This is a genomic window from Nostoc sp. NMS2 (assembly GCF_017115105.1).
Classification (GTDB): Bacteria; Cyanobacteriota; Cyanobacteriia; order Cyanobacteriales; family Nostocaceae; genus Nostoc.
On record NZ_JABXKH010000067.1, the window covers coordinates 94265 to 107595 of the forward strand.

A 13331-nucleotide genomic window follows, 5' to 3' on the forward strand; every position below is an offset into this window, starting at 1 on the left:
TTGATGAATTGTCCGGATATTAATCAAAAAGCTAAGTATCAGTGAAGTGGAGAGTTCCAAAATAGACATTCGCTATGCGTGCTGCCATTTCACTTTTAGTATCGAGTCTGGTGTTCGGCCCCTTAGCTTCTAACTGCCAAGCAATGGTCAATCACTTATCAACTGGGCTAATTTCCACGCCTACTTCAGAACAGTGGCTCTCGGCAGCATCTGAACAAAATCCAGATGATGCGCCACGTCATCGCGGTAGTGGGCGTAGGGAAGTGACGCAAAAATTCGGAAATACCTATGTTGTGGTTTAACTACCGTAGGATAATGCCTGTTTTTCAAAAAAAACCAAAGTTCCAGAAAACACGATGTTGTGCTAACATACTTGACACAGCTTTTCTGACAGAGATATATACAGTTGACACACGAAAATCTTCAGCGATCGCTTAGTATTTCAACTGCAAGCTTTGTATATCATTAGTTGGTCTTAATCCTGGCGATCAAAACGCAAATCAAATTAAGTGCCTTGATCAACAGCATGAACAACTCCTCAAAAGCTACATAACTGTTGCTCATATTCGGTGGGAAGCTCCACGTCTCAATCCTCAACGGCTCTAGAAATAGATGTTATTTAGGCTATCAGTTAATCTAAAGCACATCTAATTCAAACATTTTGCTTGTTGAGAAAATAGTCTTAAGGCAACTTCACTTGATTCCCCAATATCTTTTCTTCTCATACATTGAGTAACTGGTTTCTATCTGAGCAACTAATGGATATTCGCTTCAACGCTTGTTTAGCGTCCTTTACCGAAGCATAAAATCCCTTTCGTTCCATTTGAGCTTATCTAGTTCTCCTCGCAGATGGTTTTCGACGAAATAGATATTAAGAAGGATCTGCCAGAACATCTCACTCATCTTAATTATTCTACACTCAAGGACAGATGCAAAATTTTGCATCTGTCTTTTTTAGGTAAAGTTTTCTTAAAGAAAAGGCAATGAAGAGATATTGTCTCAAGCTGGCTTATGAGCAATAAAATATTTGCTCATAAAATGGACTTGCATTTCAATATTCTCAAAACCTACTCTCTGTAAACGTTCTACTAAGTTATCAGTGGTGTAATGCTTGTAATAGGGTTCATGGAAAGCTTCATGGAAAAAGTCCATCATATATTCCAACTCAGGCGAATCACTCAACTGAATTGAGTCACAGATAATAAAGACTCCGCCTGGTTTTGTTACCCGAAAGCATTGCTCAATAACTGTCTGACGTACAGATGCTGGTAACTCATGGAAGAGAAAAACAGAAGTCACAGCATGAAAATAGTCATCTACATAAGGCAACTCTTCGGCATTCCCTTGCAAAAGTTGCGGCAGTTCTCCGGGAATTTGGGATAGTAGTTCATTTGCTTTCCGCAAATAAGCTGGTGACAAATCTGTGCCAAACAGAGATGCTTGCGGCAAAGCTGCCCGAATTAACTTTAAAGTCCGCCCAGTTCCACAAGCTACATCCAAAATACGGGCTTGCCGTGGTGCAACCGAATCAATTGCTTTCAGCCCTTGCTTGAGAGGAGCGAGAATTCGCCGCCGCATCACATCAGCTGCCCCACCAAAAAGAATTTCTACTTGTAAGTCATATAAGTTGGCTGACAAGTCACTTAAATAGCCATTGCTTTGGTGATGGAAATTCTGTACGTAGTAGCTGGGATAACCATCTATGTCAATTTCGGGCGAAAAATCTTGGTAATTCTGTTGTTTAATCCGCTCCCAGCTTTGAGGAAAATCTAGCCACACCAGAGGATAGTAGGAAAAAAAGTCTTGCCAGGGGTTATCAAACAATAAACTTTCGGGATAGACACCTTTTTGGGCATCTTGCCAGTCTGTTTCCAGCAGCTGGTTCAATCTCTGTTGAAGCTTGACTGAAAGCTCATTTGGGATGGGTTTGGTCTTTTGTTCAAGTGTCGGATACACCAGGTTCCTCAACTGTGAACTGAATATTTTGTGAGCCAAACCAAAGTAATTTTTGCTCTGCTGAAAGGTCTGATAAGTCAGCTTAGTTAAACTCTCAGGCATAAAAATAGCTTAAGTTTTGATGAATTCTATGTAAATAATTGTAACGAAAAATTACCTCCTGTTGGAAAAGTAAAAGTTCCCAGGAGAGACAAATCTGAAGCCAGATGATTTTAGCCATCAAAGGTAAATTAAGGAAGATTTTTCGAGCTTTGGGGACAAATGCCTAGTATTGTCAGCAAAGGCAAATATAAATTTATGCAAAAAGTAGCTTATGTTACAGAATTTTTGTTATATTAGTCTTGTAAGAATAGCGAAAGTTATATATTCACAAAATAGAGAGGACTATAGTTATGTCTATCGCAGATAAATCTCGTGCATTAATGGTGCGTGAACATCAGCAAGTCAAGAATCGCCAACAATCAATGCTGATGCGGGCTGCACAAGAACTTGGTCTTCCTGAAGAAGCATCCCATTACTGGAACCCAATTCAAGGGAAGGTAGATGCTAGCGCTCGGATGATTTATGGGCCCAGCCATGCTTCTATGAGCTAAGTTTCAAGAGTTTTAAGCTGGATTTTTTGAGTGAATATCTCAACTGGCAACTCTGGAAATAAAAAGCCACCCTGTACTCTAGGGTGGCAAAACTTATTAATTTTAGTTACAGGACTTACGCAAACAATAGCCGAAAAGAATCATTTTCTTCTTAGGGCAATTCATGAATTGCCCCTACAGCGTCTGGTTTTGCGTAAGTCTTAAGTTAGATACGATTCTTAATTTAATTAAGCATCGTAGTAGAGGTAAAACTCATAAGGATGAGGACGTAGTTGTAACTGCTTAACTTCATTACCTAGCTTGTAGTCAATCCAATTTTCGATAAAGTCTTCCGTGAAAACGCCTGATTCGGTCAAGAAGGCGTGATCTTTTTCTAGTGCTTGCAACGCCAATTCTAAAGAACCTGGAGTTGAAGGAACCTTTGCTAGTTCTTCTGGAGAGAGTTCATAGATATTCTTATCTAAGGGTTCACCAGGATGGATTTTGTTCTTGATGCCATCAAGACCAGCACAAAGCATTGCAGCAAATGCCAAGTAGGGGTTAGATGTAGCATCTGGACAACGGAATTCTAAACGCTTGGCTTTGGGGTTAGTGCCAGATAGAGGAATACGGATAGAAGCAGAACGGTTTCCTTGGGAGTAAGCTAAGTTTACTGGTGCTTCATAACCAGGTACTAAGCGCTTGTATGAGTTAGTGCTGGGGTTGGTGATTGCCAGCAGCGCCGGCGCGTGTTTGAGAAGACCACCAATGTAGTACAACCCCATGTCGCTCAAACCAGCATACTTATCACCTGCAAACAGAGGTTGGCCGTCTTTCCAGATGGACTGGTGACAGTGCATTCCTGAACCGTTATCGCCAAAAATTGGTTTTGGCATGAAGGTAACGGTTTTGCCGTGTTTTTTAGCAACATTCTTGATGACATATTTGTAAATCATCAACCAGTCAGCCGCTTCGATCAACTTACCAAATTTGAAACCCAGTTCGCACTGACCACCAGTAGCAACTTCATGGTGATGTTTTTCAATGGGCACACCTAATTCTGCCATCGTCAGCAACATTTCTGTACGGATATCTTGAAAAGAATCCGTTGGTGCGACTGGGAAGTAACCTTCTTTGAAGCGTGGTTTGTAGCCCAAGTTGGGTTTTTGCTCTGTATCGGCTTTACCAGAATTCCAAGCACCTTCTTCGGAATCTAAGAAGTAGTAGCCTTCGTTAGCAGTTTGTGCAAACCTAGCACTGTCAAATATAAAGAATTCAGCTTCAGGGCCAAAGAAAGCTGTGTCACCAAGACCAGTGGAAATCAGGTAATCTATTGCTTTTTGAGCAATAACCCGTGGGCAACGATTGTACCATTCGCCTGTGCGGGGTTCTTTGATACTACAAATTATACTTAGCGTTGGCACTTCCATAAATGGGTCGATCCAAGCAGTGTTGGGGTCGAGTACCATCGTCATATCCGATTCGTTAATCGCTTTCCAACCCCGAATGCTGGAACCGTCAAAAGGTACGCCATCAGTGAACGCAGTCTCATCAATTTGGTTTTGGTACAGTGTGAGGTGCTGCCAAGTCCCTACTGTGTCGATGAATTTGAGATCAATCAGTTGAATTTTTTCATCTTGAATTCTCTTCAAGAGTTCTTGTGGTGTAGTCATTGTTACTCCTTCTCTACCAATTTCCTAAAGTAAACCAGAATCTTACATTGCATCCTAACCCTGCTGATCTCAATCAGACCGTGACACACCAGAAATATCTTAAATAGTAGACATTAGCAGATTTTGTAGCTTATGTTACAGATATCTGGATTATCAGGTTATATTAACCTTTCAGCGATCATCTGTATAAAACTGGAAAGTTCATCATATAGGGGGTCAACTTTGGCATAGAATCCTTAAATAGTGGATAGATTGTTTTTGTGCCGAATCTATTTTAAATAGCACAAAAATTTACTGGTGCATAAGTGCAGCCAAATAAATATCAAACCATAAATAGCAAGGATTGGGAGAAAAAATAATGCGCGATGCGGTAACAAGTTTAATTAAGAATTATGACTTAGCTGGTCGGTATTTTGACCGGAATGCGATCGATAGCCTAAAGTCTTACTTTGACAGTGGTACAGTCCGAGTCCAAGCGGCGGCAGCGATAAATTCTAATGCGGCTGCACTTGTCAAGCAGGCGGGTTTGAAGTTATATGAAGAACTGCCAGAATTGATTCGCCCCGGTGGAAATTCTTATACCACTCGTCGTTATGCGGCTTGTCTGCGCGATCTAGATTACTACTTGCGCTACGCTACCTATGCGCTAGTTGCTGGGAATACAAATGTATTGGATGAGCGTGTGCTGCAAGGACTGCGGGAAACTTATAATTCTTTAGGAGTGCCTATTGGGCCTACGGTTCGCGGTATCCAGATTCTCAAGGATCTGATTAAGGAGCAAGTAGCAGCCGCAGGTGTGGTTAATACTGCTTTTGTGGATGAACCATTCGATCACATCACACGCGAGTTGAGCGAGATAGATATTTAGATTTTAGGTAGGCGAGATGTCTGCCCCGACATAAACATAAATAGCGATCGCACTTTTGTCTTTGTTGGGAAAGAGCGATCGCTTTTTTGATCCAAGTTTTCGCTACTAAAGGGCAACATCGCGCTAATTAATAGTATCTGAATACACCTAATTGTTTTTGACGAGCAACTAGAGAGGATTATCAGATGGATAAGCTAACTCGGTATCGTGAAATTTTGAATATGCTACTCACAAACCTGCTAACGGTCAAATAGAGACAGAAGCTGTAATTGACTCAGAGCGAGACCACTACGAAGTGTTACATATCGGTTGGGATGGAGTGCGCCGCGTACATGGTTCGGTGGTACATATAGATATTATTAATGATAAAGTGTGGATTCAATATGATGGTACTTCCCAGCCAGTTGCTGAGGCATTATTAGAAGCGGGTATCTTGCGCGAAGATATTGTCTTGGGTTTCCATCCCACAGAATTACGACAATACACGGACTTTGCTATATCTTAATTACCCACATTTATTTATGGAGATTCCTCCTGTATCCTGCCTTCTACCTCCTACCTCCTGCTGTTGATACATCGGCTAGTTGAAAATAAAAGCATTGTAATTCCTCAGATAATTGGTAGAATCACCATATTCTTGATGAAGAATGTGAGGTTTATTGGTGTTTGCAACTAGTTAGATGTAATCATCCAGTATGATAAACACTATATAACTGTATTCCCATCAGTTATCTGTAGATTTAGTGGAGGAAATAGAATGAGTTTGTGGCAACGCCCACTGAAAAGATTACAAGCGATGCTTCCGGTGGTCACTGAGCGCAGCCGAAGTGCGGGCTACGCCTACGCTGAACATGGAATATATCGGTTCAGACTAAATTCGCTTAAAGGCTTTGTATCACTCTTTTTAGTAGGGACTGTATTGAGTGTGGCGCTTGCCGCCTGCTCTGGTGGAGGAACTGGGAGTAATTCTTCCTCTGAAACCCCTAGTGCTACTCCTGTGGCTGCAAGCAAAGATAATGTTGAACTAACTCTGGTTTCCTTTGCTGTCACCAAAGCGGCTCACGAAGCAATTATTCCTAAATTTGTAGAACAGTGGAAGAAAGATCATAACCAAACTGTCGTCTTCAAGCAAAGCTATGGTGGATCTGGTTCCCAAACCCGCGCTGTTATTGATGGCTTGGAAGCAGATGTCGTCCACTTGGCACTAGCTGGAGACACCTCAAAGATTGAGAAGGCTGGATTGATTCAGCCAGGATGGGAAAAGGAAGTTCCCAACAATGGTATTGTCTCAAAATCAGTTGCAGCATTGGTTACACGTCCAGGTAATCCTAAAAACATCAAGACCTGGGAAGATTTATCTAAAGACGGTATAAAACTAATTACCGCCGATCCTAAAACATCAGGGGTTGCTCGCTGGAATTTCTTAGCTCTTTGGAATTCAGTGATTAAAACTGGTGGAGATGATACTAAAGCGACTGAGTTTGTTACCAAAGTGTACAAAAACGTGCCTTTGCTAACTAAGGATGCTCGTGAAGCTACTGATGCATTTTTCAAGCAGGGTCAAGGTGATGCCTTGATTAACTATGAAAATGAGATTATCTTGGCAGAACAAAAGGGTGAAAAGTTGACTGCGATTATCCCTGATGTCAATATCTCCATCGACAATCCCATCGCGGTGGTAGACAAAAATGTAGATAAGCATGGGACTCGTGAGGTTGCCGAAGGTTTTGTCAAATATCTATATACTCCAGAAGCTCAACAGGAGTTTGCAAAATTGGGATTCCGACCGGTGTATGATACTTTGACTCTAAGTAAGGAAGTTGCAGACAAATTCCCCAAGGTGAAAACTTTGGGTACAGTTGCAGACTTCGGCGGTTGGGATGGAATCAATAAGAAGTTCTTCGCAGATGGAGCTATTTTTGACCAGATTCAAGCCAAGAAAAAGTAATTCGTAATTCGTAATACTTCGACTTCGCTCAGTACAAGTTCGTAATTCGTAATTGAAGGACAGAGTAACTAACTTGCTTACGGCACGCTGCGCGAACTGTTGTGGGGTAATAATTACGAATTACGAGTACTGACAAAAAACTTTTTTTGAATTTTGAATTTGGAGCGAAGCGACGTGACGACTGTATCTCCTTCTGTGGAAATTGAACGCAAAACGCCATTTTGGAAGAAATTGGGGCGGGTTCCGTGGACTTGGCGAATCACCATAGGATACCTGACGGTGATGTTGTTTATCCCTATAGTTGCTATGTTCCTGAAAGCGAGTACGGAACCTCCGGCGAGATTTTGGGCGATCGCAACTAGTGATATTGCATTAGCAACATACAACGTAACTTTTGTTACAGCAATATTTGCGGCTTTACTCAATGGCGTATTTGGAACTCTGATTGCTTGGGTTCTGGTTCGCTACGACTTTCCCTTAAAACGCTTGATTGATGCCACAGTAGATTTACCCTTTGCCCTGCCAACTTCGGTAGCAGGGCTAACCCTGGCAACAGTTTACAGTGATAATGGCTGGATCGGGTCGCTACTAGCACCACTGGGAATTAAGGTATCTTTTACCCGCACGGGAGTAGCGGTGGCAATGATATTTATCTCACTACCCTTTATTGTGAGAACTGTACAACCCGTACTTCAGGAAATGGAACATGAAATTGAAGAAGCATCCTGGTGTCTCGGCGCTTCTCAATGGCAGACCTTCTGGAAAGTAATTTTGCCACCTTTATTTCCGACAATTTTAACTGGTGTTGCCTTGGGTTTCTCCCGTGCAGTTGGAGAATATGGATCAACTGTAATTATCTCTTCCAATACGCCCTATCAAGATTTGATCGCACCTGTGCTGATTTTCCAACGGTTAGAGCAGTATGACTATTCTGGTGCAACAGTAATTGGCATAGTTTTATTATCAATTTCGTTGGTATTGCTGTTGGCAATTAATTTCTTACAAGCATGGGCAAGGAGATATGACACTAGATAAGCCAAGTTTTCATTCATCTGTATCTGATACAGCCAAGCCGAAAGAACAAAAGAGTTGGGTTCCAATAGTTTTAATTGGTATAGCGATCGCCTATTTAGCCCTAGTTCAATACATCCCTGCAATCAACGTTTTTGTTCAAGCCTTTAGCAAGGGAGTTGGGCCATTTCTATCCAACCTGACGCGACCAGCTTTTCTCCATGCAGCTTGGCTGACACTGTTGCTGGCTGTAATTTCTCTGCCTTTAAATACAATATTTGGGCTATGTGCAGCTTGGGCGATCGCTCGTCATAAATTTCCTGGACGCGCCATAGTCTTAAGCATTATTGACCTGCCCTTTTCCATCTCGCCCGTAGTCGCAGGATTGATGATTGTGCTACTTTACGGACGCAATGGATGGTTTGGCCCTTGGCTCCAGGCACATGATATCAAGATAATCTTTGCCTTTCCAGGTATGGTGCTGGCTACAGCCTTTGTGAGTATGCCCTTCGTGGCGCGGGAAGTGATTCCCGTTTTAGAGGAATTTGGTAAAGATCAAGAAGAAGCTGCTAGAACTCTAGGTGCAAAAGATTGGCAGATATTTTGGCGTGTCACCTTACCTAGCATCCGTTGGGGCTTACTCTACGGTTTAATTTTGACCAATGCTAGAGCAATGGGTGAATTCGGGGCGGTTTCGGTGGTATCTGGCAATATTGCTGACCAAACCCAGAGCTTACCACTGTTTGTAGAAGATGCTTACAAACAATATGAAACCGAAGCTGCCTTCTCTGCGGCTGTACTGTTGGCGTTGCTAGCAGTAGTAACTTTAGTGCTAAAAGAGATTTTAGAACGTAAAACCCGCATTAAAGATGTTGAATAGTTAGCTTTTGGGCATGGGGCATGGAGAAGAAGCAGGGGAGCAGGGGGACTCGGGGCCCCCTCTGGGGATAGGGGGAAGAGGGGGCAAGGGGCAAGGGAGAGAATACAAAATTACATCTTTCTCCTCTGCACCCTTCCCCCTGCCCCTCTGCCTCTTCCTCATCCCTCCCCCACTCCCCACTCCCCTCTACGGCTAGTAACAATCATGTCTAGTAACACACCTACCAATAAACGGATTCGACTCAGAATTCCTAAAGACTATCACCAGGAACCTGTGATTTCTCGCCTGGTGTCTGACTACAACCTGACTGTGAATATCACAGCAGCGATTTTGGGAGCCAATGCTGTCGGGGATGGTTGGTTTGACCTGGAATTACAAGGAACAGATGCACAAATTCAGAGTGGACTAACCTATCTCCATGATTTGGAATTAGAAGTCTGGGATGAAACTGAAGCAAGTGATTGGTAAGGTTCTAGCAACACATAGTGGGGACGCACAGCTAGCTGCACGCCCTCATGCCTAATATAAACCCTCTGGTTTTTTCGACTTTTCACGATATCTGGAAAACCTCACTTCTATTTCTCTCTCCTAAAAGGAGAGAGACTTTGAATTTTCCCCCTTCCCTTGTCGGTAAGGGGATTAGGAGGTTAGGTTTTTCTTTAATAAGTGATAGAAATTAGTTTTTCAAAATCTTGTGATTCAAAACTTGATTGTTTTTTGGAGTCTTTACCACATACATCATAGTAGACTTTATTTCCTTGCATATTGAAGAAATATCCTTCTATTTCAGCTTGCTGTTGTTTAACTTTAAAAACTACTGTATTAGTTGTATAGTTCCCATATCTGCTAATCAGATAAGCAAAACTATCAAAATTTCCGTTTTGAGCTTTTTTAAATTCTAATAAATCATCATCATAATCATTATTATTAATTTTTAAAATTAATGCCTGTATGTCTTTAAGGCTTTTAAAAGGATGAATTTCAAAATGGTCATTTTTTCTATTAAAGGCGATAATTTCATGATAATTATACAAAATCCCCAGGTAACAACAAGCATTTTTTAAATACCTTTGAATCTGATTATAATGATTTTTTAAATTCACACCTTCTCGCTTTACTTCCACAATTATCAAAGGATATTGATGTGGCTTAAAATCATCATTATTTTGCTTTTTGTATATTTCTATATCATGATTATTAGCCTCAACTGCAATATTAATGATATCTGGAAATAACCTACTTTCTTTAATAAGAAAATGAATAAATATTTGTCTAACTAACTCCTCTGGTCTTCCATTAATTGGAATTTGTATTCCCCTAATCAAACATTTTGTATATTCTTGATAATCTTTTTGATATCTGCTGAGTTTTGTGGTTATTTCTTGTTGTAGTAAATCAGTCATATATCTTTTGATAGCAACTAATGGTGGATAAAATAGCTTTATGGAGACAATTATATTGTGCCCTAAACTGTGTATTAACTGTGCAATTGAAAAACTGCCTATTTTTCCCCAAAAAAGCCTAGTATTTTGCTAACTAGTTCTTTCCAATGATCTTCAGCTTTGTTTTTTAAGAATGTATTTAAGTTTGTCTCTTTTTCCAGTTCTCGCTTAAGTATCAGACATACATTATCTGTAAAAGTTTCCCCTTTCTTCTTTTCCTTACCTTTCTCAGCAATTAGAGCATTCCAAAAATCAGAATCTTCGCTTCTAGGTAATAGTTTATTCTTGACTTCTTCTTCAACTTCTCTGCCTACTTCGTATATAAACTCGTCATATAAGCCGTAGAATTCTTTGATTAATTCAGGGATAAATGTCTTTAAAGATTCATTCGCAGAGGTAAGATCATTCAGGATATCTTCTAATTCCTGTTTTACTTCTTTGGTAAATTTTTTCAGCATTTTATCTTCATCTATTCCCTCAGCAACAACCTTCGCATCGTAATATATATCTATATCTCTTAGCTCATAGTAACCAAACATTTTATGGATCGCGTGTTTAGTATTCCATGCCGGATAAACTGTGCGATAGTATTTATTAACATATTCATCAATAAAATTATCAAAAATAAAACTAGACGTTCTTTTACTCAAATAACGTAAACTCTTTATCTTCTCAATAGCATTTTCAATTGCCTTGATTTCTGATTCGGTTAAAGCACCACCATTTTTAATTTTCGCCGAGCTTTCTTTGATAGCATTAATTTCATCTAATAAAATATTTCGCCTACGTTCTACTACACCCGCTATAGCTTCGATAAATTCATTTTTATCTGCCTGTACATCTTCTTTTTCGTAATTTTCATTTAGCTTAACTATATCATCGTTATAGTATCTCAAGGAATCATAGAACAAGATATTGTCTTTGAAAAAATCTAAATTCAAATTTTTGAATGTAGCTTGAACTTGGTCTTGTCTAATTTTAATTCCTAAGTCTCTATCTTCATCAGATCCATGCACTCTTTCAGGCTCCTTTTTCCGAGGTAATACCAAGGTCACAAATCGATGATGAAAGTCTTTGGATTTAGATGTAAGATGATAACCTATTAATTTTCTAATATTAGCTTCAGGAGCATCATTAAAGGGAGTTACAAAGAGACAGATGGTATCCTGACTGTCAACATATTTCTGCAAGTCTTTACGAATTGGGTTCTCATCAAGTCCTTTAGTATCAACGACTGAATCGAACTGAGACAAGTTTGAACCAGATAAAATATCATCGCTCAGATAAAGATATATTTTCCTTGGAATAGCAAACTCTTTTAATTGAACATCATTGATGTCAGCAAAGGTATTTTTTATCCATTCTTGCTCATTATTCTGATTGTCAAACTCAATTTTAGTAGTAGTTCTAGCTTCGATTTTTGCGTTATTTAATGCAGTCTTTCTCAGAAGTTCTGCTCCTGATTCATTAAGTAATTTCTTTGCTTGATCAGTTATTAAAATGTCTTTCTTGTCACCATCATAGACTGTTTTAGAAGTTATCTTAAGTTCTGTAACGTTCCTAATAGCTCTCTCGATTTCTTGGGAAATTATTATTTTATCCTCTGACTGAGGATTGTCTTTATTGGCAATAGAATCGCAGAAATCAAAAATAAGATTTTCCATTTCATCAACTGTATAAGGCTCTATTTCTATGTAAGTTTTTTCAGATGCCTTAATAATTACTTCACATATAGTAGTTCTGCCCGCTCCCGTTGAGAGTAACTCTTTAGTTTCGGTTACATTTTTAATTCTGCCATTAATTGTCTTGGAAACCTTAAAGTCACTTATTAAGTTAAAAAGATGACAGATGGCTGTAGTTTTACCTTTACCAATAGTACCTATAAAAACAATTTTATATTTATCTATACTAATAATTTTCTCGATTTCTTCTAATCTTTCTAACTTTGAATTCAGGTTATTAATGCAAATATACTTAGGTATATTATTCTCTAAAACACCTGATAGCTTACTGATTTCACGTCTTAAATTTTGCTTCAATAATGTAATTTCTTCTTGCGCCTGTGTCGTCAACATACTGTTTCCCTATCTTCGATGCTATTTACTTGATATCTGACTTTTCACGTCATGTAAGCCCACGAAAAACCTAACCCTCTTGCCGACGCGGGAAGGTGGAAAATTCAAAGTCTCTCTCCTTTTAGGAGAGAGAAATAGAAGTGAGGTTTTCCAGATACCGTGAAAAGTCAGACTTGATACTTGCAGTATGCCCACTATGAGATAATATCTAACAAAATTCTGACAACACTATCTAACCTGACTTTGCTAACCCTGCAATCACTCGGTAATCAGTATCGCCCTCTAGTTCTGATTCCAAGATAATGACGATATCAACGAACGGACGGATGCAACAGATTCTTAATTGGTTTGGCGTTAAAGTACTCTACATACATTGAAGCAAATGTAAGTAAATTTGCTTATTGTGTATTTACGGTCTTTGTGATAACTTCCTTTACATAATAATTAAATACACTAATACTATCGAGTTAACGGAGTTTAGCAAGAGCCAAAAAGATGAAAATCTCTATAAGGCTGACATTCAACCAGGCAAAGTTGAGTTTCAGGGGCGCGGCATCAGCAAGATTCTCTGCCGAACCAAAAAATTGCGTAGGCGCAGCCCAACTTAGGCATCGCTATTGGGAATTCATCTGATGTTTCAGAGTAAATCTGTAGAACCTGCTTCAGTCCAAAGCCGCATTCTCGTACCTCAGAGGTATCACAGGCAACCTGTAATCTCCCGGCTGGTGTCTCGTTATGGTTTAACCGTCAATATCAAAGCTGCATCCCTAACATCCGATAGTGACAGCGATGGCTGGTTTGATTTGGAACTTTCGGGAAATCCGCAAAAACTGACAAATAGCTTATCTTACGGTTCTTGTCAGCTTTTGGTGATGATGAAAGGTTACGCGCTTTAAGGCAGAAGGC

13 protein-coding genes and 1 pseudogene are annotated in these 13331 nt (G+C 39.9%); 9 read left to right on the forward strand and 5 right to left on the reverse strand.

Going from position 1 to position 13331, the window contains the following annotated elements; all coding sequences use genetic code 11:
• Positions 1 to 74: 74 nt before the first annotated feature.
• The gene (locus HWQ36_RS13955; protein WP_292703518.1) at positions 75 to 302 is read left to right on the forward strand and encodes a hypothetical protein; all 228 of its coding nucleotides are present in this window, start codon (positions 75 to 77) and stop codon (positions 300 to 302) included.
• Between the two features lie 697 nt (positions 303 to 999).
• Here HWQ36_RS13955 and HWQ36_RS13960 read toward each other — a convergent pair.
• Positions 1000 to 2058, reverse strand: coding sequence for a class I SAM-dependent methyltransferase (locus tag HWQ36_RS13960; protein ID WP_292703521.1), 1059 nt, complete (start codon positions 2056 to 2058; stop codon positions 1000 to 1002).
• Between the two features lie 290 nt (positions 2059 to 2348).
• On the opposite strand from HWQ36_RS13960, the gene HWQ36_RS13965 reads away from it, so the two are divergent.
• A complete protein-coding gene (locus tag HWQ36_RS13965; protein WP_292703524.1) occupies positions 2349 to 2549 on the forward strand; it encodes a hypothetical protein in 201 nt (66 codons plus the stop codon).
• 227 nt (positions 2550 to 2776) lie between these two features.
• On the opposite strand, the gene glnA is transcribed toward HWQ36_RS13965, so the two are convergent.
• Positions 2777 to 4201, reverse strand: a complete 1425-nt coding sequence (gene glnA / locus HWQ36_RS13970; RefSeq protein ID WP_292703527.1) for a type I glutamate--ammonia ligase — start codon at positions 4199 to 4201, stop codon at positions 2777 to 2779.
• A gap of 358 nt (positions 4202 to 4559) precedes the next feature.
• Here glnA and apcB point away from each other — a divergent pair, with 358 nt between their 5' ends.
• Entirely contained in the window at positions 4560 to 5069 is a 510-nt protein-coding gene (gene apcB / locus HWQ36_RS13975; protein ID WP_069071277.1) for an allophycocyanin subunit beta, read from the forward strand.
• On the opposite strand, the gene HWQ36_RS13980 is transcribed toward apcB, so the two are convergent.
• Positions 5066 to 5188 (reverse strand): hypothetical protein, encoded by a 123-nt coding sequence (locus HWQ36_RS13980; RefSeq protein ID WP_292703532.1) that lies wholly within the window; start codon positions 5186 to 5188, stop codon positions 5066 to 5068. The genes apcB and HWQ36_RS13980 overlap by 4 nt on opposite strands.
• A 149-nt stretch (positions 5189 to 5337) precedes the next feature.
• Between HWQ36_RS13980 and HWQ36_RS13985 the strand changes: the two genes are divergently transcribed.
• The 5 genes from HWQ36_RS13985 to HWQ36_RS14005 all read left to right on the forward strand — a co-directional run bounded on the left by HWQ36_RS13985 (position 5338) and on the right by HWQ36_RS14005 (position 9376).
• A complete protein-coding gene (locus tag HWQ36_RS13985) occupies positions 5338 to 5574 on the forward strand; it encodes a XisI protein (protein WP_292703554.1) in 237 nt (78 codons plus the stop codon).
• Positions 5575 to 5826: 252 nt separating this feature from the next.
• Positions 5827 to 7017: a sulfate ABC transporter substrate-binding protein gene (locus tag HWQ36_RS13990; RefSeq protein WP_292703535.1), complete on the forward strand. Its 1191-nt coding sequence runs from the start codon at positions 5827 to 5829 to the stop codon at positions 7015 to 7017.
• A gap of 195 nt (positions 7018 to 7212) precedes the next feature.
• Positions 7213 to 8052, forward strand: a complete 840-nt coding sequence (gene cysT / locus HWQ36_RS13995) for a sulfate ABC transporter permease subunit CysT (RefSeq protein ID WP_292703557.1) — start codon at positions 7213 to 7215, stop codon at positions 8050 to 8052.
• Positions 8039 to 8908: a sulfate ABC transporter permease subunit CysW gene (cysW, locus tag HWQ36_RS14000; protein ID WP_292703537.1), complete on the forward strand. Its 870-nt coding sequence runs from the start codon at positions 8039 to 8041 to the stop codon at positions 8906 to 8908. Before cysT ends, cysW begins: the two co-directional genes overlap by 14 nt.
• A 204-nt stretch (positions 8909 to 9112) precedes the next feature.
• Positions 9113 to 9376: an NIL domain-containing protein gene (locus tag HWQ36_RS14005; RefSeq protein ID WP_292703540.1), complete on the forward strand. Its 264-nt coding sequence runs from the start codon at positions 9113 to 9115 to the stop codon at positions 9374 to 9376.
• Between the two features lie 191 nt (positions 9377 to 9567).
• On the opposite strand, the gene HWQ36_RS14010 is transcribed toward HWQ36_RS14005, so the two are convergent.
• Both HWQ36_RS14010 and HWQ36_RS14015 read right to left on the reverse strand, forming a co-directional pair.
• Positions 9568 to 10311, reverse strand: a complete 744-nt coding sequence (locus tag HWQ36_RS14010; protein ID WP_292703543.1) for a type I restriction enzyme HsdR N-terminal domain-containing protein — start codon at positions 10309 to 10311, stop codon at positions 9568 to 9570.
• A gap of 98 nt (positions 10312 to 10409) precedes the next feature.
• On the reverse strand, positions 10410 to 12425 hold the full coding sequence (locus tag HWQ36_RS14015; protein ID WP_292703545.1) for a hypothetical protein: 2016 nt from the start codon (positions 12423 to 12425) through the stop codon (positions 10410 to 10412).
• Positions 12426 to 13057: 632 nt separating this feature from the next.
• Here HWQ36_RS14015 and HWQ36_RS14020 point away from each other — a divergent pair.
• Positions 13058 to 13276: pseudogene (locus HWQ36_RS14020) on the forward strand (NIL domain-containing protein); the annotation flags it as partial.
• Between the last annotated feature and the right edge of the window lie 55 nt (positions 13277 to 13331).

What these genes read in the sequence shown, in the direction of transcription:
- HWQ36_RS14010 (WP_292703543.1), bottom strand. Translation starts at nt 10,311, where the DNA reads ATGACTGATTTACTACAACAAGAAATAACCACAAAACTCAGCAGATAT.
- HWQ36_RS14015 (WP_292703545.1), bottom strand. Translation starts at nt 12,425, where the DNA reads ATGTTGACGACACAGGCGCAAGAAGAAATTACATTATTGAAGCAAAAT.
- HWQ36_RS13955 (WP_292703518.1), top strand. Translation starts at nt 75, where the DNA reads ATGCGTGCTGCCATTTCACTTTTAGTATCGAGTCTGGTGTTCGGCCCC.
- HWQ36_RS13980 (WP_292703532.1), bottom strand. Translation starts at nt 5,188, where the DNA reads ATGTTGCCCTTTAGTAGCGAAAACTTGGATCAAAAAAGCGATCGCTCT.
- glnA (WP_292703527.1), bottom strand. Translation starts at nt 4,201, where the DNA reads ATGACTACACCACAAGAACTCTTGAAGAGAATTCAAGATGAAAAAATT.
- apcB (WP_069071277.1), top strand. Translation starts at nt 4,560, where the DNA reads ATGCGCGATGCGGTAACAAGTTTAATTAAGAATTATGACTTAGCTGGT.
- cysW (WP_292703537.1), top strand. Translation starts at nt 8,039, where the DNA reads ATGACACTAGATAAGCCAAGTTTTCATTCATCTGTATCTGATACAGCC.
- HWQ36_RS13990 (WP_292703535.1), top strand. Translation starts at nt 5,827, where the DNA reads ATGAGTTTGTGGCAACGCCCACTGAAAAGATTACAAGCGATGCTTCCG.
- HWQ36_RS13960 (WP_292703521.1), bottom strand. Translation starts at nt 2,058, where the DNA reads ATGCCTGAGAGTTTAACTAAGCTGACTTATCAGACCTTTCAGCAGAGC.
- HWQ36_RS13965 (WP_292703524.1), top strand. Translation starts at nt 2,349, where the DNA reads ATGTCTATCGCAGATAAATCTCGTGCATTAATGGTGCGTGAACATCAG.
- HWQ36_RS14005 (WP_292703540.1), top strand. Translation starts at nt 9,113, where the DNA reads ATGTCTAGTAACACACCTACCAATAAACGGATTCGACTCAGAATTCCT.